The following is a 20,936-nucleotide window of genomic DNA, read 5'->3' on the forward strand; positions in this document are numbered from 1 at the left end:
CGCACGACCATCAAGCGAAGACCGGCTTACGGGCTGCCCATGGCGCCACGCGTTCGAGCTGTGCCGAGAGTTCGAGCAGCGTATCCTCGCACCCGAAGTGGCCGATCAACTGGGTAGCCACCGGAAGCCCCTCGCGGGTCCACGAGAGCGGCAGGCTTGCCGCTGGCAGACCTGCACCGTTGATCACGGGAAGGAACGTCGAATACGTCGATGCACGCGTGCGGTAGGCGCGGAAGCCGAGGTTGTCGGACGGACTCAGCGAGAGGTAATCCAGCTTGCATGGGAGCTGGGCAAGGGTTGGCGTCAGTAGCACATCGAGTTGCGCCATGGCTGTGGCGAATGCTCGGCCCACGCCATGCAGTCGCGCTACCGCGTCCACGTACGATGCTGCGTCCAGTCCTTTCCCCACCTGGTAGCCGTCCACGAGCACCGGCTCCAGGTCGCCGTCTTGCAGGGTGCGACCCAGGACCTTCAGGCGCGCCTCCACGGCGACCACGATGTTGCTGGCAAGGATGCTGCCGTGGGCGTGCACAAAGCCGCTGTAGTCGATGGCGGGGAGTTGGGCTTCGAACACGTCGTGCCCCAATTGCTCGAGCAGGGACGCCGTGAAGCTGACGGCGGCATCGCACTCGGGCGCAATGCCGATGTCTTCCCAGCCAGTACGCAGGATGCCAATCCTGAGTGGTCGCACCGTTGTCTCGCGCACGGCGTCGAGGAAGGATCTCGGCTGGGGCGGGGCGGCATAGGGCGCGCCAGCCTCGTAGCCGCAAATCATGTCCAGCGCTGCGGCGGTGTCGCGCACCGTCATGCTCAGCACGCCGTCCGTTGCCATGCCGGCCCAGCCCTCGCCGCGCACCGGACCCATTGGCACACGCCCGCGCGATGGCTTCAGCCCAAAGACACCGCAGCAGGCGGCCGGAATGCGAATGGAGCCGCCGCCGTCGCTGCCATGGGCGACGGGCACGATGCGCGCGGCCACCGCCGCCGCCGCGCCGCCGCTCGAGCCGCCCACCGAGCGCGTTGCGTCCCACGGATTCAAGGTCGGTCCGCCATTGCGGACGGCTTCGGTCGTGCCTGCCATGCACAGCTCGGGCACCGTGGTGCGCGCGAACGGTATCAGGCCGGCCGCCTCGAATCGATCGGCAACGGTGGCGTTGTACTGGAACGTGGTGTCGTTAAACAGATTCGAGCCGATGCTCGACGCAAACCGCTTGTGGGCAAATCCCGAGTCCTTGAGCAGGAACGGTATGCCGCGGAAGGGGCCACGTGGTATCCAGTCCGCGGCGATCCCGCGAGACTCCTCGAAGCGCGGATACGTGATGGCGTTGAGCGTGGGATTACGCTGTTCGGCCAGGTCGATGGCGCAGTCCATCAACTCGGCGGAAGTCACCTCGCCGCGCTCGATCAGATCGGCCAGGGCCAGGCCATCGAGATTCTCATATTCGTTCGACTGCATCTCTCCCCCAGTTCGCCTTTTATGTCTGATTCAGGCGTGATAATCATCAAGACGATTTTTCGCTCATTGCAACGGCACGTTGTATGCCGCCTTTCAACAGGGCATTAACCAATACGCCGGGTGGTGGACGCGAAGCCAGGATCTGACTATCTCGGGTCCCCGCTGCTCTGGTTTCCTCTCATCGCGTGGTCCTCGCGGGAGGTGCCATCTCCGCCCTTGCAACAGGTCTGTTGCCACCCGCAAGTAGCGCGGTTGATTGAAGCTGGAACCGAGTCTAGGGGCCGATGTGGCGCGGGCCAAACCAAAACGCGACGGTGGATGATCCCAAATGCGACGTCCTTTTTGCCTGCCAAACAAGGGCACCGCGTCAGTGCGCGGGGTGCCGAAGCGGTGCCCGATTGGCGCTTAAAACGTGCATGTTGGAGAAGGCCCAGTGATAATGTGCTCACGCCATGAATGGAAAAATGCCGCGTGTGTCATTCACACACGCGGCATTCTCGAAAAAATATTGGCAGCGATTATGGAGAATTACCGAAAGGCAGGTCTTTCGGTAATTCTCGTTCCCTTCCTGCAGAACAAAATCGAGGGCGAACGCCTAGATACGCAGGTCGATCAGGAAAGGCGTGGGTCTGGCGAAACTCTCCTTCAGAAGATCCCCCACCTGCTCCAGGGATGTCGCGCTGGCAGCCTCCACGCCCATCCCTTCCGCGAGCTTCACCCAGTCAATGTCCGGATCCGAAAGATCCAGCATGCGCATGGCCGTCTCGCCGGGATTCGCCCCAACGCTCTTGTACTCGTTGATGAGGATGTTGTACTTCCGGTTGTTCAGGAGAATGGTCGTGCAGGGAAGGCGTTCCCGCGCTTGCGTCCACAGGGATTGGAGCGAGTACATCGCAGAGCCGTCAGCCTGCAGGCTGATGACCCGGCGCTGGCGGCGGGCAGCGATGGCCGCGCCGGTGGCAACCGGCAGGCCGTCGCCGATGGCGCCGCCGGCGAGATGAAGCCAATCATGGGCCGGAGCCGAATGCGTGTATTGGTAGAAGCTCCTTGCCCAGGTAATGCTCTCGTCTGAAACGATGGCTTCGGGCGGCATCAGTGCAGATAGCGTTTGAGCCAGCCCTTCAGGCGTGGGCGCACCGGTTGCCACCGGAGGTCTTTCTCCGGGGTCCGGTACCGGTACGACGGGGGCATCGATGGCTTGCGCCAGCAATGCGAGCGCCGCCATGGCGTCCTGGTCTGGACGGCAGAGGACGTGGAGTTGCGTATCGGGCGAGTATTGGCGCGAAGGCTTTCCGGGATAGGCAAAGAAGGCAACCGGGGGAATCGCACCAACAAGGATGATGTGGTCGAACTGCTTGAGGAAATCGACCGCATGATCGGTGTTGTAAGGGATGCGCTGGAGTTGCATGCATCCTCGTCCCCGGCGCAGATGCGACGTCACGAAGTCCGCCCGGATGGTAGCGCCGCTGGCGTGACCGATTCTCCAGGCGATTGTCTGCGCATCGCCCAGCACCGCGTTGCCGGCCAGCAGCATCAGTACGCTGCCATGCGTTCGCAGCACCCTCGCAGCGTTCTCCAACGCAAAGGGATCGACTGGCGGCGGTGCAACCGCCGGGAGAGGCGCTGCGACAGTCGCGGCGGCTTCCCAGCAGGTATCGGATGGCAGGATGAGCGTGGCAATGTTGCCGGGATAGGTGCTTGCCGCCTGTACCGCAGCCGCGCCATCTCGCGCAACGTCGTGCGCGCTCGCGGACATGTGCACCCAAGTGGAAACCGATCTGGCGAGCGCATCGATGTCGCTGGTCAGGGGCGCATCGAACTGTCGATGATAGGTGGCCTGGTCGCCAACGAGATTGACGATGCCGCTGCGTGCCCGGCGCGCATTGTGAAGGTTTGCCAGACCGTTCGCCAGCCCCGGGCCACAGTGGAGCAGGGTGCAAGCCGGCTTTCTGGCGATGCGGTAGTACCCATCCGCCATGCCTGTCACAACGTTCTCTTGAAGTCCGAGTACGCATTGCATGCCCGGCGTCTCGTCTAGCGCGGCAACAAAGTGCATCTCGCTGGTGCCGGGATTGGCAAAGCACGTGTCGACGCCCGACGCGAGCAGCGTCTTGACAAGGCTTTTCGCGCCATTCATGGAGTGGCTTGTCGTCATGTGGACTTTTACCTCGGGCGATCCGTCTGGCCGCATTCGCGAACGGCCTCTTCCAGCAGGGCAAGACCTTCCTCGAATACGGCGTCCGGCGTAGTCAGCGGGAACAGGAAGCGAATGACATTGCCATTGACGCCGCAGGTCAACAGGAGCAACCCCTTCTCAAGGGCGCACTGCTGAATCCTTTTGGCGATCTCGGGGGCAGGAAGCCCTGTCGCCGGATCGGAAAATTCGACGGCCACCATGGCGCCCAGAGCGCGAACCTCCCGAATGGAGGCGATCGATTCCTGCAGGCTATTCAGGCGGTCCACCATCGTTTGCCCGAGCGCATTGGCGCGCTCGATCAGGCGTTCGTCCTTGATAACGTCCAGGACGGCCAACGCCGCCGCCACCGCAACCGGACTGCCCGCATAGGTTCCGCCCAGACCGCCCGGCGATGCTGCATTCATCAGTGTCGCGCGGCCAGTGAGCGCGGACAGGGGAAAGCCGCCTGCCAGGCTCTTGGCCATCGTCATCAAGTCCGCTTCCACAGGGTAGTGCTCAAGCGCGAACATCTGGCCGGTGCGCGCGAAGCCCGTTTGAACTTCGTCGATGATGAGCAGGATGCCATGCTCGTCGCATATCCTGCGCAGTCGCGTCAGCAGATCCTGAGGTGCGACATAGAACCCTCCCTCGCCCTGGACCAGTTCAATGATGATGCCCGCCACGCGCCGCGGATCTACGTCGGTCTTGAAGAGTTGCTCCAGTGCCTTGATGCTGTCGTCCTCCGTCACGCGCAGGGCCTCGGCGGGAAACGGTACGTGCCACACGTCACCCGGCATCGATCCGAAGCCCGCTTTGTAGGGGTTCACCTTGCCGGTCAGGGCCATCCCCATCATCGTGCGGCCATGAAACGCGCCAGAGAACGCAATCATTGCCGACCGACCCGTTGCGGCGCGCGCTACCTTGACCGCGTTTTCAACCGCCTCGGCGCCAGTCGTGAACAACGCGGTCCGTTTTTCAAATGCGCCGGGCGTCAGCGCGTTGAGCCGCTCGCAGAGCGTGACATAGCTCTCGTACGGAGTGACCTGGAAGCACGTGTGATGGAAGTGGTCCAGTTGTTGTTTGACCGCTTCGATCACGCGTGGATGGCGATGGCCCGTTGCCAGCACGGCGATACCACCCGCGAAATCGATCAGGCGTCGTCCGTCGACATCCCATATCTCCGCGTTCTGCGCGTGTTGGACGAAGCGGTCGGTCTGCACTGCCACCCCTGGAGGACAAGCGGCTTGTCGACGGCGTTCGAGGTCGGTGGCGTTCAATGTAGTCAGCATGATCTTCCAGAAAGTTGGGAGGGTCGCCTTGGACTCTGACGCCAACGCGCCACGCAACTGTACTATCGATGTGAAAAAAATCAACGTAAATTTCACGAATGTGAATTTAGTGCGCCAAATTTGCGGTGTGCGCGGAAGTCGGTGAGAGGAGGCTGGTGCTCTGCAATACGGTCGTACGTTAGAATCGCGCTTCATTCCGAGGCCCCGTGAGAGGTCGAACAGTCCGATGAAGAGCAAGAGCAAGAGCGTTGAAAAGCAGGGCAAGGCCAGTCCCATGGCGCCTCTGGCCAGGAAAACCAAGGCTGGGCAAGAAGCCGGCGTAACCGTGTCTCCTGACGCACCGTCGTTTGGCAGGATTGGCGAGGAAATCAAGAGTCTGCGAAAAGCGAAGGGCATGTCTCTCCAGCAGCTTTCCGCGGGCTGCGGGAAATCTATTGGGTTTCTCAGTCAGGTGGAGCGAGGACTCAGCGTCCCATCGATCAGCGATCTGCACGGGATTGCCCAGATCCTGGGCGTCCAGATTGGGTGGTTTTTCCCTCCAGGCGACGCTGTGGATCCCCTCGAGCGGTCAGTGATTGTGCGCAAGTCACAGAGGCGCCAGCTTAGCTTCGCCTCAGGGATCGCGGACTTTCTGCTGTCGCCAAACCTGAACGGACCTCTGGAACTGTTGTGGTCGGTCATGCAGCCTGGCGCCGACAGTGGATCTGCCTATCAACATTCGGGGGACGAAGCAGGCGTGCTGCTGAAGGGTGAACTCGAACTGTGGGTGGGTGAACAACACTTCGTTCTCAGCGAAGGTGACAGTTTCAGCTTTCCAAGTGGAACTCCCCACCGATATCGGAACCCCGGCGCATCGGATGCGGAATTGGTGTGGGTCGTTACGCCGCCTTCGTACTGACCCGACGCAAGCGTGCGCTACAGGCATATAGACGTAGTGTCAGTCCAAGTGCCCCTGACTTTGGGGCGGGCAACCAGTTCGACGTTTTGCCCGGTCCTGGATCGTCAGTCTGAATGTAGAGGTCCAGCGACCCATCAGGGTTGTACTTCAACCTGAGCGATGATGGCCCGCTTCAGGTAGTAGTTGCCATATACCCCCATCGTGTCGGTATTCATCGACCATGGCGGGACCGCCGAAGGGGCTGACCTCGGGATCCAGGTTGCTGAACTGCTTGCGTGTGACGTCCATCAGCACCAGCGGGTACAGATATATATAGGCCTCTTGCGCGATCTCTTTCAGATCGTCAGCATCGCCGTCCGCTGGGGTCTGCCGCGCCGGCTCTTGAACAGTGCGGTGCGCATCCGAAGTCTATGCGCCGCGGCGCCTGGAGAAGTCGGCTCTGGCGGGCATCCACGCCAGCGCGAACAGCAAACAGGCGAACGGCGTGACGAAAATAAAGCCGATGCTTTGGAAGCCTGCAGCACCGGCCATGCCGCCGAGCACGAAAGACAGCAGCAGGCCGCCCGCGCGCTTCAAGCGAGGGAGGTCGGCGCAGATACGGGCGTGTTCCGGCAACGCGCGTCGGTTCCAGTAGAGCATCTTGCCCAACTCCATCCCAAAATCGGTGATGTTGCCGGTCATATGCGTGGTGCGGACACTTCCGGCGGATGTCTTGGAGCCGATCGCGTTTTGCAACCCCATCATGAAGCAGAGCAGCAAGACGGTGGCTGGTGCGGCGAATGGCGTTTGCCAGCTCAGCGTTGCGGTCCCGAGCACGCCAAATGGGAACAGCAGCGCTGCTTCCAGCAGCAAAGGCAGCGCGTAGATGCTGCGCGCCCGGATTCGGCGGGAGAAATTCACCAGAATTGCTGTGGCGGCTGCCCCGACGGTGAATGAGACGATTGCCGCTGCGGACGCGACCACCATCGTGAAATCCCTTAGTATCACGCCGTCCGAGACCTGCGAGGCAAAGCCGGTCATATGCGAGGTATAGCGTTGCAGCACGATATAGCCGCCCGCGTTAACCGCACCGGCATTCAGCGCGAGTAGTAGGCCAAGAGTAAGGTTTGAGGAGGGGGTGCGGTGCCGGTGGGTCAGATAGCGAAGGCGTCTCATGGTTCCAGCGTGTTTCAGTCGGCCTGACCAGAATATTGCGTTACCAGGGCAGGCGCAAGGTGTGCGGGCCCTTGCCGCGGTCCGGATCTCCTTGAGTCGGTCGAGTTCGCTTGTATGTCGTGAACATTGGTACTTCGGTGATCGTCCTGGGGAGCAGCGGAGCCCACAGACGTTCAGCTACCACGTGTACTTGACGCCAAGGCGTCCGATGAATGCGTGATAGGCCTGGGACCCCCATTGCCATCCAACGTTGCTCCAACCGGTCCAACCGCGACGTCCCTGCCCGTCAAAGCCAATTTTCACTTCATAGCGGTTGCTGGGGTAGAGGTCGCTCATGCCTACACCATTCAGAGCTATGGTGTTATTCATGGAGTCGTGCCACCAGTTCAGTGTGAGGTATGGCTGATATCGATAGCCCTTGCCGTCTATCCAGGTGCGGTGGAACCTGACGCCAAGACGCGTGATCACGCCGTCGGCGTCGGCGCCACCGACCTGGGTGCCGGTGGGCTCGTTAAAGGTGCCCTGGTAGCTATGGACATAAATCACCTGCGCTTGCGGTTCTATTACCCAATCGCGTGACATCTTGGGCAACCACGCATATCCGGTCTCCGCCGACAGCGCGAGCACTTTCGAGTGGTAGCTGACTGTAGGAAGAAATTCGCCGTTGACATGATTGGTGAACCAGCCGAATTGCGCCCACAGGTCCGTGTACCAGCCCAAACGAGACTGATTGTTCTGAAACCACGTGCCATATATGCCAACGTTGACGCCTTGGACGTCGCTATCGGCGGTAAAGCGGTTGCCGTCGGCGCGCCCCGTACTCGAGCCCCAGTTGTAGCCAAGCATCCCGCCAACGTGCATTCTGTCGTCGCCGCGGAGGATGGACCACTGCGCTACGTCGCCGCCCATCTGGAGCATCCATGCTGTGCTTTGCACGTCGAAGGTACCGTTACTCGTGCGTGAGCCGATGTCCTTGCCCACCAGGCGCACCCAGCCCGCACCCCGACGCTTGTCATCGTTCTCGAAGGTCTGCTGTTCTGTCCACTGCGGTTCACCGAGACGGTCGTGCAAGCTATGTACCAGGAAGCCGGCGGCCAAGCGTTGATTGGCAAGATAGGCGCCAACCTCCGGGCGCAGCAGCGGAACCACAATGTCTGGGTTGGGGGGAGGCGGTACCGGTGGAACCGGAGGGGTTGGAGGCACATCCCGTTCGGAGCGCAGATACCAGGCGTTGGGATTGGACCCGTCGGCGGCGCCTCGGAAGAGGCGATACTCATAGACGCCGGCCACTGCGCGGCCCGACTGGGTGAAGGAACTCGCACTGGTCGTCCCACCATTGGCAACATCGACGATCAGAATCCCGTTCTGCGTGGTCAGCGTGCCCTGGCCACCTGCATTGGTTACGCGAATTCCCGACGTGCCGGAGGCCGTGCCGCCATCGATGACAAGTCGGTCTGATGCGGAACCATCGGCGCCGAGAAAGGTGTTGACGCCAAGAACGCCACCGTTGCCGACGTAGTTGCGGGTGGTCAGGGTTTTGAACGCGCCAGCCACAGGCGGGGTAAATGACACCGTTCCGGCGTTGTTCACTTGCTCCGTCACCCGCGAGTCGCCCGTGATCGACCATGTGCTCGTGGAATCTACTGTCACGTTGGTGACATCCAATGCCGCGCCGCGCCATGTGGAGGATGTCTGCAATGAGATGTTGGCGACTGCGGTGGCATCTGCCAAGGCGTTGCCGTTGAGCCTGCTGCCATTGCGCGCGATCAACTCCACTGTGGTCGGCTGAGGCGCGGAACCCGAGCCGATTGCCTGCAGCAACAGGTTGCCTCCACTGATGGCGGCATTGTCAGTCGTAATGCTGCTTGGCCCCCCGGTGGCTACGATGGCCACCGAATCTGGGACGTTCATCGTGCCACCCGACATCGTGACGCGATTGGTGAGCGTGTTGGAAAAATTCCGAGAGACAATGCCGGTCGAGTCGCCGCTGGTGGTGACGTTCGTGTTGCCGAGCTGGATGGTCGGTCCGACACCTCCTGCCACATCGGTACCCGTAATCAGGTAAAGCGCGCCGCCGGTGCCGGACGTGTTAATGGCAGATCCCGTGGCCGTGACCAGGCCGTTCTGATCGGCGCCCAGGCCGTACACGCCCGTGCCATTCCCGTTCACGGTGCTCTGGGTCAGGTTGACGGTATTCAAGCCCGACACCGCACGTGCACCCGCATAGACGCCAAAGCCATTGGCCGCGTTCATGTTGATGGTCGTGTTGGTGGCATTGATTGTGGAAGTTGCGGCTGCGGTGGCTTGTGCACCGGGTGTCGCGCGAAGACCCGCTGGCGCGCTGCTGTTCACGGTGTTCAGTGCGGGAGTCAATTCGCCGGCGTTCGTAACCAGTTGTGTAAGGGGTGTTGCAGCCACCGAGTATGTCGACGTTCCAGCGCGATTTATCGTAATCGTGGCATCCGACAGATCTATTTGCGTACTGCGTGGCGCATTGACCGCAGCCGTCGCGCGCGGGTCTCCCGCCACTGCAATCACACCGGAACTGGCATTTGCGCCGTCTATGACCAGACCTTGGAAGCTGACCGTCGTACCGCCAAAAGCTGCAATCCCCGTGCCGCCGTTGATATAGCTTTCGCCCGACCCTGTCAGGTGAATGGTCAGGCCATTTCCAACGGTCGCGGTTCCCTGCGTCACCGCCTCCAGCACCAGGCCCGTGCTCCCCTGGCCGTTCAGATTCAGGACGGTGCTCGCTGGCAGCGACAACGTGCCACCATTCTGCACATAGACGCCTACGCTCTGCGCGCCGTTGCTCGTCAAGCTGTTGTTGCCTTGCAGTGTCATGCTGCTACCCACGCCGCCAGTTCCCAACACGATCGCGCCCTGACGCGATGTGGTGATCGATGTGTCGGTCAGCGACACACGTCCACCGTTCTGCGCGACGGCGCCATATCCGCCGCCTGTGCCAGCGGTCGCGTTGTTGATGGTGAGTCCGCTGGCGGTGATACTAGCGGCCTGGCCCAGCGCCACCGCACCAGAGCCGAGGGAAGTCGTAGAAACCGAGACACCGGGCCGTGCGATGATCGCCGCTGGCGTGATGTCGGAATTGACAAACAGGCCGTGGCCGGTGGTGGTCTGTATGGAGATCGGACCCGCCGGGAAGCCTGCTGCATTGGGGTCGAACGTCAGGGTGCCGGCAGTCACGCTAGTGCCCGAACCCGCGACGGTGGTCGAGATCTGTGTGTTGCCGACGACGGTACGGTCGCCTGTCGCGCCATTGTTCGTCACGGGCGCGGTTACGGGCCCGGGTCCGATGGTTTGTGCGGACACAGCCCCGGTGGTCAGGAACGCCGCGATGCCGAGAAAGCGTGTCATTTACTGCTCACGGGAATGGGCAGGGCAACGTCGGGCCGGACCAGCGACCGAGAAAATGCAGAGGCCGGATTCAGGTAGTCGACCATTACCTTGCGGAGAATCTCTGTTAAATCCCCGATCAGTAATTCTTCGCCACTCGGATTGACATAGTGCACCGTGATAAAACCTCGCTGCGTGTCGTAAAGAGCGGCGATGTTGTGATCAGGATTCTCTGGATCGGCCATTGTGCCAAGCACGTACGGCTGGTCATCGATCCGTAGAGGTAGCATGGGAGACGCGCTACCCGACGGCGAGTCACGGTGCGTGCTGGCGCCAGGAAGCTTGTCCTTTACCCAGACAGGGACGTCCTGATTGGCATGACGCAATGCCAGGGAGAGGGCATGTCGGAACGCAGGCGTGGTTGCATACGCGTCGTCGAAACGTGGACATTGGGAGGCGCGCGTACATTGGCTGGCCATATATGCACCACGCGGCACATCATTGGAGGGGGCGTCTGTGGAGGCGGCATTCCCCAGAAGAGGCACGCACCACGTCAGGTACGCCGAAACTCTGAGAATCGATGAGCGCCATTGCATATCGACTGTCCTCGCGGTGCGGCCGTACCCGCCGTGGGGAAACCAGAGTGCAAAATTCCTGATGAGTCGATTACAGCAAACGGAATCACTTTGTCATAGTGAGCGTTTTTTACAGGATCATTAAGTTTTTTGGTTGAGTTGCCAAGGTGGCGCCGCCCGCAACGCGGGAATGCGCGGCGATTGGCTACCTGGCCATGCCGAACTGAACGAACGGATAGTACTTGTTCGGGTTCATGATGAGAGCATAGATCGGCCCGTTCTTCACCATCACGCCTGCATCGCCCGTGTTGAATAGCGCGACATTGCCCGATGCATCCTGTGTGTTGAATGCCTGCAGCGCGCTGACATTGACCTTCCCGGGTCCCTTGTTCAGCAGGTAGGCGACCGTTCGGGCACAACGTCCTAAATTCAGATCGGGAACTGCGTGGTCGACAACACCTGCTTGAGCACCATGAACGAGCGGATCTGCCGCACACCCGGCAGATAGAGCAGTTGCTCTGCATGGAGCCGGTTGAAGCTGTCGCTGTCCTTGGTGCGCACCAGCATGAAGTAGTCGAACTCGCCAGTCACCACGTGGCATTCCATGCAGCCCGATACCTGCTGGGCAGCGGTCTCGAACTGCGCGAAAGACTCCGGCGTGGAGCGGTCCAGCACCACGCCGATCATCACCAGCATTCCCGCATCGAGCGCACTGGGATTCAAGAGCGCCACGATGCCGCGGATCAATCCCATTTCCTTCAGACGTTCCACGCGCCGCAGGCACGCGGGCGGACTCAGGTTGACCTTGGCCGCCAGCGCCACATTGGATATCGAAGCGTCCTGTTGCAGCGTGCGCAGGATGGCTTTGTCCGCACGATCCAGGGCCTCGATGTGCGGCGAAGCTGCCGTATTCGACGGTGCCGAAGATGGTGCATGGGGCGGTGCATCCGGGCCGGATTTGGTGCGAAATTTTGTTTCTTTCATGGGCTTCGAGAAAGAATTTTTGAAGTTACAAGGCTTGTTGTTCCTTTTAATCGTGTTCAAAAAGCGAGTTTTTTGCAAGCACGTTTCGTGAGTTTTTTCTTAGGATGGAACCCATCGCAACATTGATCTGCCGCTCGCAAGCGCTGCTGCGCGGCACGTCGATGACGGGATAGCCCCTCAACCCTGGAGTTGCCACCATGAATCTCAAGCGTTTCGCTCGCCATCCCCTGACGTTCGGACCCACCCCGATCCAGCCTCTGAAACGCTTGTCCGCGCACCTGGGCGGCAAGGTGGAGTTGTTTGCCAAGCGCGAAGACTGCAATAGCGGCCTGGCGTTCGGCGGCAACAAGACCCGCAAGCTCGAATACCTGATTCCCGACGCGCTGGCGCAGGGATGCGACACGCTGGTGTCGATCGGCGGCATCCAGTCGAACCAGACACGCCAGGTGGCGGCCGTGGCGGCGCACCTTGGCCTGAAGTGCGTACTGGTGCAGGAGAACTGGGTCAACTATGCCGATGCCGTATATGACCGCGTGGGCAATATCCAGCTCTCGCGCATGATGGGTGCCGACGTGCGACTGGTGGCCGATGGTTTCGATATCGGTATCCGCAAGAGCTGGGAAGACGCCATGGAAAGCGTGCGCAAGGAGGGCGGCAAGCCGTATCCGATCCCGGCCGGTTGCTCCGAGCATCCGCTGGGCGGCCTGGGGTTTGTCGGGTTTGCCGAGGAAGTCCGCGCGCAGGAAGCCGAACTCGGCTTCAAGTTCGACTACATCGTGGTGTGCTCGGTAACCGGCAGTACACAGGCGGGCATGGTGGTGGGGTTTGCGGAAGATGGCCGCGCCGATCGCGTGATCGGTATCGACGCATCGGCCAAGCCAGAGCAAACGCGCGCACAGATCCTGCGTATCGCCAAGCATACGGCCGGCCTGGTCGAACTCGACCGCGATATCGTCGATGCCGACGTGGTGCTCGATACCCGCTACGGTGGTCCCGAGTATGGCCTGCCGTCCGCCGGCACGATGGAAGCGATCCGGATGTGCGCGAAGTTCGAAGGCATGATGACCGACCCCGTCTACGAAGGTAAATCGATGCACGGCATGATCGATATGGTGCAGCGCGGTGAATTCCCGGCCGGTTCGCGCGTGCTGTACGCCCATCTGGGCGGTGCCCCTGCATTGAGCGCCTACAGCTTCCTGTTCCGCAACGGCTGAACGCACCAGCGCTGTCGTCGTGCACGTATCCGCGCCGGCACTGACCACCGGTGCGGAGGTCTCGCTTCGCTTCATGTTCGTTTCACGCAGGGGAACGCAAATGATTGCCTCGCTACGGAAGGAGTTTCTACGGAGGATCATGGCGACGGCCAGCGTGTGCGCGCTGCCGGCCATGGCCATGCTTGCTGCCCATGCGGCCAATAGCCACGCCGCGAGCTATCCGACGCGGCCCGTGGTGCTGGTGGTGCCGTTTCCGGCCGGCGGTGCGGTAGACATCATCGGAAGGCTGGTCGGCAAATCGCTCGGCGATGCGCTGGGCCAGCCGGTCGTGATCGAGAACCGCGCCGGAGCCGGCACGATTGTCGGGGCAGGATACGTGGCCAAGGCCACGGCCGACGGCTACACACTGCTGATCAGTTCGGGATCGACATTCACCGTCAATCCGGCCATCAATGCCAGCCTGCCGTACGATCCGGTGAAGAGCTTCGAACCGGTGGGGCTGGTGGCCCGTGTACCGTTGATCGTGGTCGCCAATCGGTCGGTGCCCGTCGACAACCTGCCGCAGATGGTCAGTGCGGTCAGTGCGGCGCCGGGCAAGTATGTCTATGGGTCGTTTGGTAGCGGCACCACCGGGCACTTTGCCGGCGAGCTGCTGCTGAGTGCCACGGGCATGAAGATGCAACACATTCCGTACAAGGGCAGCGCACCGGCCATCGCCGACCTGATTGGTGGGCAGATTCCGTTCTCGATCGACACCGTGGCCGCGTCGCTGCCGCATATCCGTAGCGGAAAGATCAAGCCGATTGCGGTGACTGGCGCCACACGCGCTTCATTGTTGCCCGAGGTGCCCACGGTGGCGGAAGCCGGCTATCCCGGCTTTGATGCCGATTCATGGGTGGCCATTGCGGCGCCACGTGGCTTGCCCGCCGATGTACGGGCCAGGCTGGACAGTGCGCTGGCACAAGCGATGAAGGACCCCGAGGTGCGGCAGAAGCTGCTGGCCAATGGACTGGAACCCAAATACGCGCCGGCGGAGCAGGTCAGTGTCATGATCGACCGCGAATTGCCGCGCATGCGTACGGTTGCACAGAAGTCAGGTATCCAGGCCAACTGACCTTGTTCGCTGACTTTGTTCGCTGACTTTGTTCGCTGAATTTGCTGCAACACCACGGCCAGCCCGAAAGCTGGTTGGGGTGGACCCAGCCTGAACCTCGCAGGAGACACTCGATGGAACAGCATGACCGCGTCAGTGCAGCCGCGAACGCGCTACACGCCCAGGCAGATCCGCAGGAGCTTCAGGAGTGGTGCGAGGCGCTCGATGGCGTGCTATCGGCGTGGGGCGCGGAGCGGGGCCGCGAGCGTGCCTGCGAAATCCTGGATGCACTGTTGGCCCATGCGCGCGAACGGCGCTTGCCATGGCGTCCGGCGCAGGTCACGCCGTACCTGAACACGGTGCCGGTGGAGGACCAGCCGGCGTATCCGGGCGACCTGGCAATCGAGCAGCGCCTGTCGGCCATCCTGCGCTGGAATGCGCTGGCCATGGTGGTACGTGCCAATCGCGCGCATGGCGAACTCGGCGGTCATATCGCCAGTTATGCATCGGCCGCGGATCTGTTCGAGGTGGGCTACCAGCATTTCTTCCGTGGCAATGCCGCACCTCACGGTGCCGATCTGGTTTTCTTCCAGCCGCACTCGGCGCCTGGCGTCTATGCGCGCGCGTTTCTGGAAGGACGGCTCGATGAATCGGCGCTGTGCCACTATCGACAGGAACTGGTGGCCGAAGCGCAGGGGCTGCGTGGACTGAGTTCGTATCCACATCCATACCTGATGCCGGATTTCTGGCAATTTCCCACCGGCTCGATGGGCATTGGCCCGCTCAACGCGATTTATCAGGCGCGCTTCATGCGCTACCTGCAGAACCGGGGTCTTTGCGAGACCGGTGGACGTCGCGTATGGGGCTTCTTTGGCGATGGCGAGATGGACGAGCCCGAATCGGTCGCCGCACTGACGCTTGCCGCACGCGAACAGCTCGACAACTGCACCTTCGTGATCAACTGCAATCTGCAGCGGCTCGATGGTCCGGTGCGCGGCAATGGGCGCATCGTCGACGAACTGGAGGCGCTGTTCGCCGGCGCAGGGTGGCATGTGGTCAAGTGCCTGTGGGGTTCGGAGTGGGATGCATTGCTGGCGCGCGACCACAATCATGCGATCAGCCGTGCATTTGCGCAGACGCTCGATGGCGAGTTCCAGACCTTGTCCGCCAATGACGGAACGTTCAACCGCGCCCACTTCTTCAGCAAGACTCCGGAGTTGCGCGCGTTGGTGGCGCATCTTTCCGATGCGCAGATCGACCAGTTGCGCCGGGGCGGCCATGATCCCGTCAAGATTCATGCGGCATTTGCCGAGGCCGCGGGCTGCAAGGGCCGGCCCGCCGTCGTGCTGGCCATGACGATGAAGGGGTACGGCATGGGCACCATCGCGCAGGGCCGCATGACCACCCATCAGCAGAAGAAGCTGAGCCAGGCCGACCTGATGGCGTTCCGCGACCGTTTCAGTCTGCCGCTGTCTGACCAGCAGGTCATGGATGCGGCGTTCTACCGGCCACACGAAGACAGTCCCGAAATGCAATACCTGCAGGCGCGCCGCGCCGAACTGGGCGGCTATCTGCCGGTACGCAGTACCAGTGGCGCCACCCTGGCGGTGCCCGGTCTGGAGGCGACCGCCGCCTTCGCACTCCATGCCGACGGCAAGGCGATGAGCTCGACCATGGCACTGGTGCGGCAGCTTGGCGCACTGCTCAAGGATGCGGTGCTGGGTCCGCGTATCGTCCCGATCGTGGCCGACGAGGCGCGCACGTTCGGCATGGCTGGCTTGTTCCGGCAGGTTGGCATCTATGCGCCATTCGGCCAGCTTTACCAGCCGGAAGACTCGGCGTCGATGCTGTCGTACCGCGAAACGCGCGACGGCCAGATCCTGGAGGAGGGGATTACCGAGGCGGGTGCGCTGTCGTCGTGGACGGCGGCGGCCACCAGCTATGCCACGCATGGCCTGCCGATGCTGCCGTTCTATATCTACTACAGCATGTTCGGCTTCCAGCGCGTGGGCGACCTGATCTGGGCTGCGGCTGACCAGCGCGCCCGCGGCTTCCTGGTAGGCGCCACGTCGGGACGCACCACGCTCGGTGGAGAAGGGCTCCAGCATCAGGACGGCAGCAGCCATCTTGCGGCGGCCACGATCCCGAACTGCCGCGCCTATGATCCCGCGTTCGCGGGCGAACTGGCGGTCATTGTCGACCACGGCATGCGCCGCATGCTCGAACAGCAGGCCGACGAGTTCTATTACCTGACCGTGACCAATGAGGCTGTAGAGAACCCGAGCCTGCGGCCCGAAGCGCATGAAGGCGTGGTGCGCGGCATCTATCTGCACCGCCCCGGCGGCGACTTTGCGCACCGGGTGCAGCTGTTTGGCAGCGGCGCCATCATGGGCGAAGTCCTCAAGGCCGCGCGGCAGCTTGAGCAGGAGCACGGGGTGGCGGCCGATGTATGGAGTGTCACCAGCTATATCGAACTTGCGCGCGAGGGCGCGGACTGCGAACAGCAGTGGCGCCATGGCAAGGGGCCCGCCGACCAAAGCTGGCTGGGCCGGCAGTTGCAGCCCAGTGTTGGGCCGATCATTGCCGCCACCGACTATGTACGCGCACTGCCGGAACTGGTGCGTGCCTTCCTGCCGGCCGGCCGACGCTACGTGACGCTGGGTACCGACGGCTTCGGCCGCAGCGATTCGCGCGCGGCGTTGCGGCGCCATTTCGAGGTGGATGCGGCGGCGATCGTGCAGGCCAGCCTGCGTGCCGTGGAGGAAATCGTGGCCGAGGAAACGGTCGCGGAGCGGCGGCACCTGGCCGACGTGATTGCGTTGGCATCGATATGACCCGCGCCTGATCCACCGTTGTTTCCTACCTGACGCGCGGCCCGGTTCGGCACCAAGGCCGCGCGTCGCGCACCGCGCTGGGGAGTCATGGCACGGCGCATGCCCGATTCTTGCGCGTGGAATGCGGCTGTTTGCCGACAAATCTTGCATACAAGCATGGCATACCACTTGCTCAAGTGATTGCCGTGACCGAAACCACCGACAAATCTCCCGCTGACATCGCCAACCGCATCACCGAGGCGATGCTTGGCCAGAAGCTGCTTCCTGGATCGCGCCTGGGCGAGCAGGAACTTGCTGCGCTATTTGGCGTGAGCCGCACGCTGGTGCGTGAAGCGCTGATGCGCCTGGCCGCGCGTGGCATGGTGACTGTCAGCTCGCGGCGCGGCTGGTTCCTGGTGGAACCGAGCGCCGACGACATTCGCGCTGCGTTCGACGCGCGCCGCATCATCGAAACCGGGCTGCTGCGCGAAGTCAGTGCGGAACGGCCGCCAGGCGTTCAGGCGATTCATTCGCTCAAGGTGCATATCGCCCGCGAAAAAGCCGCGCTCGATGGTGACGACGCCAGCGTACGCAGCTTCCTGCTTGGCGATTTCCACGTATGCCTGTGTGCCTCGCTTGGCTATGGCCTGCTCACCGATACATTGCGTGACCTGACCGCGCGTACCACGCTGGTGGCCAGCCGCAATCAGTCGGCCGAGGATGCCGGGCGCTCATGCAGCCAGCATGAAGACATCGTCAACGCACTGGCCGATGGCGATGGCGCGCTGGCCGCACGCCTGATGGCCGAACATCTGGGCGAAGTCCACACGAGCCTTGACGCCGTGCCGCCCCTCGATCCGCTCGCGCACCTGCGCCACGCACTGGCGCCAGTGGACCCGCAACGCGTATCAACTTCCGTTTTACCGTCCGGGAATCTGTCCCCGAACCCATCCACTCCCTCTCGAAGCTAAGGAAACTCGCGATGTTCCACGTCAACGCCCTCAAGAAGTTTTCCCGTCGTGGCCTGATGGTTGCCATGCTGGCCGGTCTGTGCGCAACGGCCTTGCCGACGCTGGGCCATGCCGACACACTTGCGGACGTCACCAAGGCTGGCGTATTGCGCGTGGCCGTGCCGCAGGACTTCCCGCCGTTTGGCTCGATTGGCGCCGACATGGCACCGCAAGGCCTCGATATCGACGTGGCCGCGCTGGTGGCGAAGAAGATGGGCGTCAAGCTCCAACTGGTGCCGGTGACCAGTACCAACCGCGTGCCATACCTGCAGACGCGCAAGGTCGACCTGGTGATTTCGAGCATGGGCAAGAACCCCGAGCGCGAGAAGGTGCTCGATTTCTCCGAAGCCTACGCACCGTTCTTCAACGGCGTGTTCGGTCCGGCCGACCTGCCGGTCAAGAACGCGGCCGACCTCGCCGGCAAGACCGTGGGTGTGACACGCGGTGCCGTGGAAGACCTGGAACTGAGCAAGATTGCGCCGGCCGGCGCCACGATCAAGCGCTACGAAGACAACAACGCGACGATCTCGGCGTTCCTGTCTGGCCAGGTGCAACTGATTGCCACCGGCAATGTCGTGGCATCGACGCTGATCGCCAAGCATCCGCCCAAGGCACCGGAAACCAAGTTCCTGATCAAGAACTCGCCATGCTTTATCGGCATGAACAAGGGCGAGAAGGCGCTGCAGGACAAGGTCAATGCGATACTCGCAGAGTCGAAGAAGGACGGTTCGCTGAACTCGCTGTCAATCAAGTGGCTGCTGCGTCCGCTGCCGGCACAACTCTGATTCGCGCCGCCACCGGGTTGAAGCATGGCTTACCAGTTCGATTTCCTGTCGGTGCTTGACTACACCGATGTGCTGCTCAAGGGCATTGCCGTCACCGCGCAACTGACGCTGACGGGCGGCGTGCTGGGCGTGGCGGTGGCCGTTGCCGGTGCCTGGGCCAAGACCCAGGGGCCGGCGTGGCTGCGCACCGTGGTCAGCGCCTATGTGGAGCTGATCAGGAACACGCCGTTCCTGATCCAGTTGTTCTTCATCTTCTTCGGGTTGCCAAGCCTGGGCGTGCATCTGCCCGAGATGCTGGCGGCGTCGCTGGCCATGGTCATCAACCTGGGGGCATATGGCACCGAGATCGTTCGCGCCGGGCTGGCCGCCACCCCGCGCGGGCAGTTCGAGGCTGGCGCGAGTCTGGCCATGTCGCCGTTCCAGGTATTCCGTCACGTGGTGCTGCGCCCCGCGTTGCAGAAGATCTGGCCGGCGCTGTCGAGCCAGATCGTGATCGTGATGCTGGGGTCGGCGGTCTGCTCGCAGATTGCGGCGCAAGACCTGACTTATGCGGCCAACTTTATCCAGGGGCGCAATTTCCGGGCTTTCGAGGTGTACCTGGTCAGTACCCTGATCTACCTGCTACTGGCGCTGGTGTTGCGGCAACTGCTGCGCGGCATCGGCCGGCAGCTTTTTGCACGGGGCGTCCGATGATCGAGTTCTCAACGTGGGATATCGTCCGCAACCTGCTGCTGGCGGCACGCTGGACCGTGCTGCTGTCGCTGGTGGCCTTTGTGGGCGGAGGCATCGTGGGGTTGCTGGTCCTGCTGATGCGGACCAGCAAGCGCCCGATGCTACGTCGCGCAACGTGGGCCTATATCGAGATTTTCCAGGGCACGCCACTGCTGATGCAGTTGTTCCTGGCGTTCTTCGGGCTGGCATTAATGGGCATCGAAGTACCTGCGTGGCTTGCCGCCGGATTGGCGCTGACATTGTGGACCGCGGCGTTCCTGGCAGAAATCTGGCGCGGCTGCGTCGAGGCCATTCCACGCGGTCAGTGGGAGGCGTCGGGCAGCCTGGCCATGAACTATGTCCAGCAGATGCGCCACGTGATTCTGCCGCAGGCGCTGCGCATCGCGGTGGCGCCGACCGTAGGCTTTGGCGTGCAGGTCGTCAAGGGCACGGCACTGGCGTCGATCATCGGCTTCACCGAGCTTTCCAAGGCGGGGACCATGATCGTCAACGCCACGTTCCAACCGTTCACCGTGTATGCGGCCGTGGCGCTGATGTACTTCGCGCTGTGCTGGCCGCTTTCGCAATACAGCAAGATGCTGGAGAGGAAATTCCATGCCGCTCATCGCCATTGACCAGGTCCGCAAGTCGTTCGGCAGCAATCAGGTCCTGAAGGGTGTATCCCTTTCGGTGGAACCGGGCGAGGTCATTGCCATCATCGGCAAGAGCGGTTCGGGCAAGAGCACGTTGCTACGTTGCATCAACGGACTGGAAACCATCGACTCGGGTGCGATCACCGTGGCCGGCGCGCACCTGGCTGACAGCGAACTGCAACTGCGTGCGCTTCGCCTGAAAGTGGGCATGATCTTCCAGCAGTTCAACCTGTTTCCGCACTTGAGTGCGGGGCGCAACGTGATGCTGTCGCCGATGGTGGTGAAGGGCGTGCCGGAGGCGCGCGCCCGTGAACTGGCCGAGGAAAACCTGGCACGGGTGGGTTTGTCTGCCAGGTTCGACGCGTATCCGGATCAGTTGTCCGGTGGACAACAGCAGCGCGTGGCGATTGCGCGTGCGCTGGCCATGCAACCGATTGCCTTGCTGTGCGACGAGATTACCTCGGCGCTCGATCCCGAACTCGTGAACGAAGTGCTGCAGGTCGTGCGCGGCCTGGCTGCCGATGGCATGACCTTGCTGATGGTGACGCACGAAATGCGCTTCGCACGTGAGGTGTGCGACCGCGTGGTCTTCATGCACCAGGGCAAGGTGCATGAGATGGGCGCGCCCGATGCGGTATTCGCACGGCCGCAGACGCCGGAGTTGCAGCAATTCCTGGGGATGGTGGAGGCCTGAGCGCATCCCGATGCGCACGGCTTGCCAGGCGGAGCGCCGATCCGCCGTGCGCCATTTGGCCGATGGCCACGGTCGT

General features: G+C 62.3%; 17 protein-coding genes. 9 read left to right on the forward strand and 8 right to left on the reverse strand.

What is annotated here, in order from left to right:
- Positions 1-10: 10 nt before the first annotated feature.
- The 3 genes from ABDB81_RS13825 to gabT form a co-directional block, all read right to left on the reverse strand.
- Positions 11-1,456: an amidase gene (locus ABDB81_RS13825; protein WP_160471940.1), complete on the reverse strand. Its 1,446-nt coding sequence runs from the start codon at positions 1,454-1,456 to the stop codon at positions 11-13.
- 595 nt (positions 1,457-2,051) lie between these two features.
- Complete coding sequence (locus tag ABDB81_RS13830) at positions 2,052-3,593, reverse strand: acetolactate synthase large subunit (RefSeq protein WP_346811673.1); 1,542 nt, start codon at positions 3,591-3,593, stop codon at positions 2,052-2,054.
- Positions 3,594-3,619: 26 nt separating this feature from the next.
- Positions 3,620-4,909 (reverse strand): 4-aminobutyrate--2-oxoglutarate transaminase, encoded by a 1,290-nt coding sequence (gene gabT, locus ABDB81_RS13835; protein WP_346811675.1) that lies wholly within the window; start codon positions 4,907-4,909, stop codon positions 3,620-3,622.
- A gap of 238 nt (positions 4,910-5,147) precedes the next feature.
- On the opposite strand from gabT, the gene ABDB81_RS13840 reads away from it, so the two are divergent.
- Complete coding sequence (locus tag ABDB81_RS13840) at positions 5,148-5,819, forward strand: cupin domain-containing protein (RefSeq protein ID WP_346811646.1); 672 nt, start codon at positions 5,148-5,150, stop codon at positions 5,817-5,819.
- Here ABDB81_RS13840 and ABDB81_RS13845 read toward each other — a convergent pair.
- The 5 genes from ABDB81_RS13845 to ABDB81_RS13865 form a co-directional block, all read right to left on the reverse strand.
- On the reverse strand, positions 5,800-5,970 hold the full coding sequence (locus ABDB81_RS13845; protein ID WP_346811648.1) for a DUF1214 domain-containing protein: 171 nt from the start codon (positions 5,968-5,970) through the stop codon (positions 5,800-5,802). The genes ABDB81_RS13840 and ABDB81_RS13845 overlap by 20 nt on opposite strands.
- Positions 5,971-6,227: 257 nt before the next feature.
- A complete protein-coding gene (locus ABDB81_RS13850; protein WP_137925684.1) occupies positions 6,228-6,974 on the reverse strand; it encodes a YoaK family protein in 747 nt (248 codons plus the stop codon).
- 177 nt (positions 6,975-7,151) lie between these two features.
- Positions 7,152-10,349 carry an autotransporter outer membrane beta-barrel domain-containing protein gene (locus ABDB81_RS13855; RefSeq protein ID WP_346811650.1) on the reverse strand — a complete coding sequence of 1,066 codons (3,198 nt, stop codon included), beginning with the start codon at positions 10,347-10,349 and terminating at the stop codon, positions 7,152-7,154.
- Complete coding sequence (locus ABDB81_RS13860) at positions 10,346-10,924, reverse strand: hypothetical protein (protein WP_346811652.1); 579 nt, start codon at positions 10,922-10,924, stop codon at positions 10,346-10,348. The genes ABDB81_RS13855 and ABDB81_RS13860 overlap by 4 nt, the downstream gene beginning before the upstream one ends.
- Positions 10,925-11,332: 408 nt before the next feature.
- A complete protein-coding gene (locus ABDB81_RS13865) occupies positions 11,333-11,887 on the reverse strand; it encodes an Lrp/AsnC family transcriptional regulator (RefSeq protein WP_237380065.1) in 555 nt (184 codons plus the stop codon).
- Between the two features lie 197 nt (positions 11,888-12,084).
- Here ABDB81_RS13865 and ABDB81_RS13870 point away from each other — a divergent pair, with 197 nt between their 5' ends.
- From ABDB81_RS13870 to ABDB81_RS13905, 8 genes are all read left to right on the forward strand, one after another.
- On the forward strand, positions 12,085-13,101 hold the full coding sequence (locus ABDB81_RS13870) for a 1-aminocyclopropane-1-carboxylate deaminase (protein WP_160471946.1): 1,017 nt from the start codon (positions 12,085-12,087) through the stop codon (positions 13,099-13,101).
- A gap of 139 nt (positions 13,102-13,240) precedes the next feature.
- Complete coding sequence (locus ABDB81_RS13875; RefSeq protein ID WP_137925680.1) at positions 13,241-14,215, forward strand: tripartite tricarboxylate transporter substrate binding protein; 975 nt, start codon at positions 13,241-13,243, stop codon at positions 14,213-14,215.
- A gap of 113 nt (positions 14,216-14,328) precedes the next feature.
- The gene (mdeB, locus tag ABDB81_RS13880) at positions 14,329-17,028 is read left to right on the forward strand and encodes an alpha-ketoglutarate dehydrogenase (protein WP_346811654.1); all 2,700 of its coding nucleotides are present in this window, start codon (positions 14,329-14,331) and stop codon (positions 17,026-17,028) included.
- Positions 17,029-17,213: 185 nt separating this feature from the next.
- A complete protein-coding gene (locus ABDB81_RS13885) occupies positions 17,214-17,978 on the forward strand; it encodes a GntR family transcriptional regulator (protein WP_346811656.1) in 765 nt (254 codons plus the stop codon).
- Positions 17,979-18,034: 56 nt separating this feature from the next.
- Positions 18,035-18,802 carry a transporter substrate-binding domain-containing protein gene (locus tag ABDB81_RS13890; protein ID WP_171020421.1) on the forward strand — a complete coding sequence of 256 codons (768 nt, stop codon included), beginning with the start codon at positions 18,035-18,037 and terminating at the stop codon, positions 18,800-18,802.
- A gap of 24 nt (positions 18,803-18,826) precedes the next feature.
- Positions 18,827-19,495: an amino acid ABC transporter permease gene (locus tag ABDB81_RS13895; protein WP_137925676.1), complete on the forward strand. Its 669-nt coding sequence runs from the start codon at positions 18,827-18,829 to the stop codon at positions 19,493-19,495.
- Positions 19,492-20,148, forward strand: coding sequence for an amino acid ABC transporter permease (locus ABDB81_RS13900; RefSeq protein WP_137925675.1), 657 nt, complete (start codon positions 19,492-19,494; stop codon positions 20,146-20,148). The genes ABDB81_RS13895 and ABDB81_RS13900 overlap by 4 nt, the downstream gene beginning before the upstream one ends.
- Positions 20,129-20,860, forward strand: coding sequence for an amino acid ABC transporter ATP-binding protein (locus tag ABDB81_RS13905; RefSeq protein ID WP_346811658.1), 732 nt, complete (start codon positions 20,129-20,131; stop codon positions 20,858-20,860). Before ABDB81_RS13900 ends, ABDB81_RS13905 begins: the two co-directional genes overlap by 20 nt.
- Positions 20,861-20,936: the final 76 nt, after the last annotated feature.

The organism is Cupriavidus sp. DL-D2 (assembly GCF_039710735.1).
Lineage (GTDB): Bacteria > Pseudomonadota > Gammaproteobacteria > Burkholderiales > Burkholderiaceae > Cupriavidus.

What these genes read in the sequence shown, in the direction of transcription:
- ABDB81_RS13825 (WP_160471940.1), bottom strand. Translation starts at nt 1,456, where the DNA reads ATGCAGTCGAACGAATATGAGAATCTCGATGGCCTGGCCCTGGCCGAT.
- ABDB81_RS13830 (WP_346811673.1), bottom strand. Translation starts at nt 3,593, where the DNA reads ATGAATGGCGCGAAAAGCCTTGTCAAGACGCTGCTCGCGTCGGGCGTC.
- ABDB81_RS13840 (WP_346811646.1), top strand. Translation starts at nt 5,148, where the DNA reads ATGAAGAGCAAGAGCAAGAGCGTTGAAAAGCAGGGCAAGGCCAGTCCC.
- ABDB81_RS13850 (WP_137925684.1), bottom strand. Translation starts at nt 6,974, where the DNA reads ATGAGACGCCTTCGCTATCTGACCCACCGGCACCGCACCCCCTCCTCA.
- ABDB81_RS13855 (WP_346811650.1), bottom strand. Translation starts at nt 10,349, where the DNA reads ATGACACGCTTTCTCGGCATCGCGGCGTTCCTGACCACCGGGGCTGTG.
- ABDB81_RS13860 (WP_346811652.1), bottom strand. Translation starts at nt 10,924, where the DNA reads ATGCAATGGCGCTCATCGATTCTCAGAGTTTCGGCGTACCTGACGTGG.
- ABDB81_RS13865 (WP_237380065.1), bottom strand. Translation starts at nt 11,887, where the DNA reads ATGAAAGAAACAAAATTTCGCACCAAATCCGGCCCGGATGCACCGCCC.
- ABDB81_RS13870 (WP_160471946.1), top strand. Translation starts at nt 12,085, where the DNA reads ATGAATCTCAAGCGTTTCGCTCGCCATCCCCTGACGTTCGGACCCACC.
- ABDB81_RS13875 (WP_137925680.1), top strand. Translation starts at nt 13,241, where the DNA reads ATGGCGACGGCCAGCGTGTGCGCGCTGCCGGCCATGGCCATGCTTGCT.
- mdeB (WP_346811654.1), top strand. Translation starts at nt 14,329, where the DNA reads ATGGAACAGCATGACCGCGTCAGTGCAGCCGCGAACGCGCTACACGCC.
- ABDB81_RS13890 (WP_171020421.1), top strand. Translation starts at nt 18,035, where the DNA reads ATGGTTGCCATGCTGGCCGGTCTGTGCGCAACGGCCTTGCCGACGCTG.
- ABDB81_RS13895 (WP_137925676.1), top strand. Translation starts at nt 18,827, where the DNA reads ATGGCTTACCAGTTCGATTTCCTGTCGGTGCTTGACTACACCGATGTG.
- ABDB81_RS13900 (WP_137925675.1), top strand. Translation starts at nt 19,492, where the DNA reads ATGATCGAGTTCTCAACGTGGGATATCGTCCGCAACCTGCTGCTGGCG.
- ABDB81_RS13905 (WP_346811658.1), top strand. Translation starts at nt 20,129, where the DNA reads ATGCCGCTCATCGCCATTGACCAGGTCCGCAAGTCGTTCGGCAGCAAT.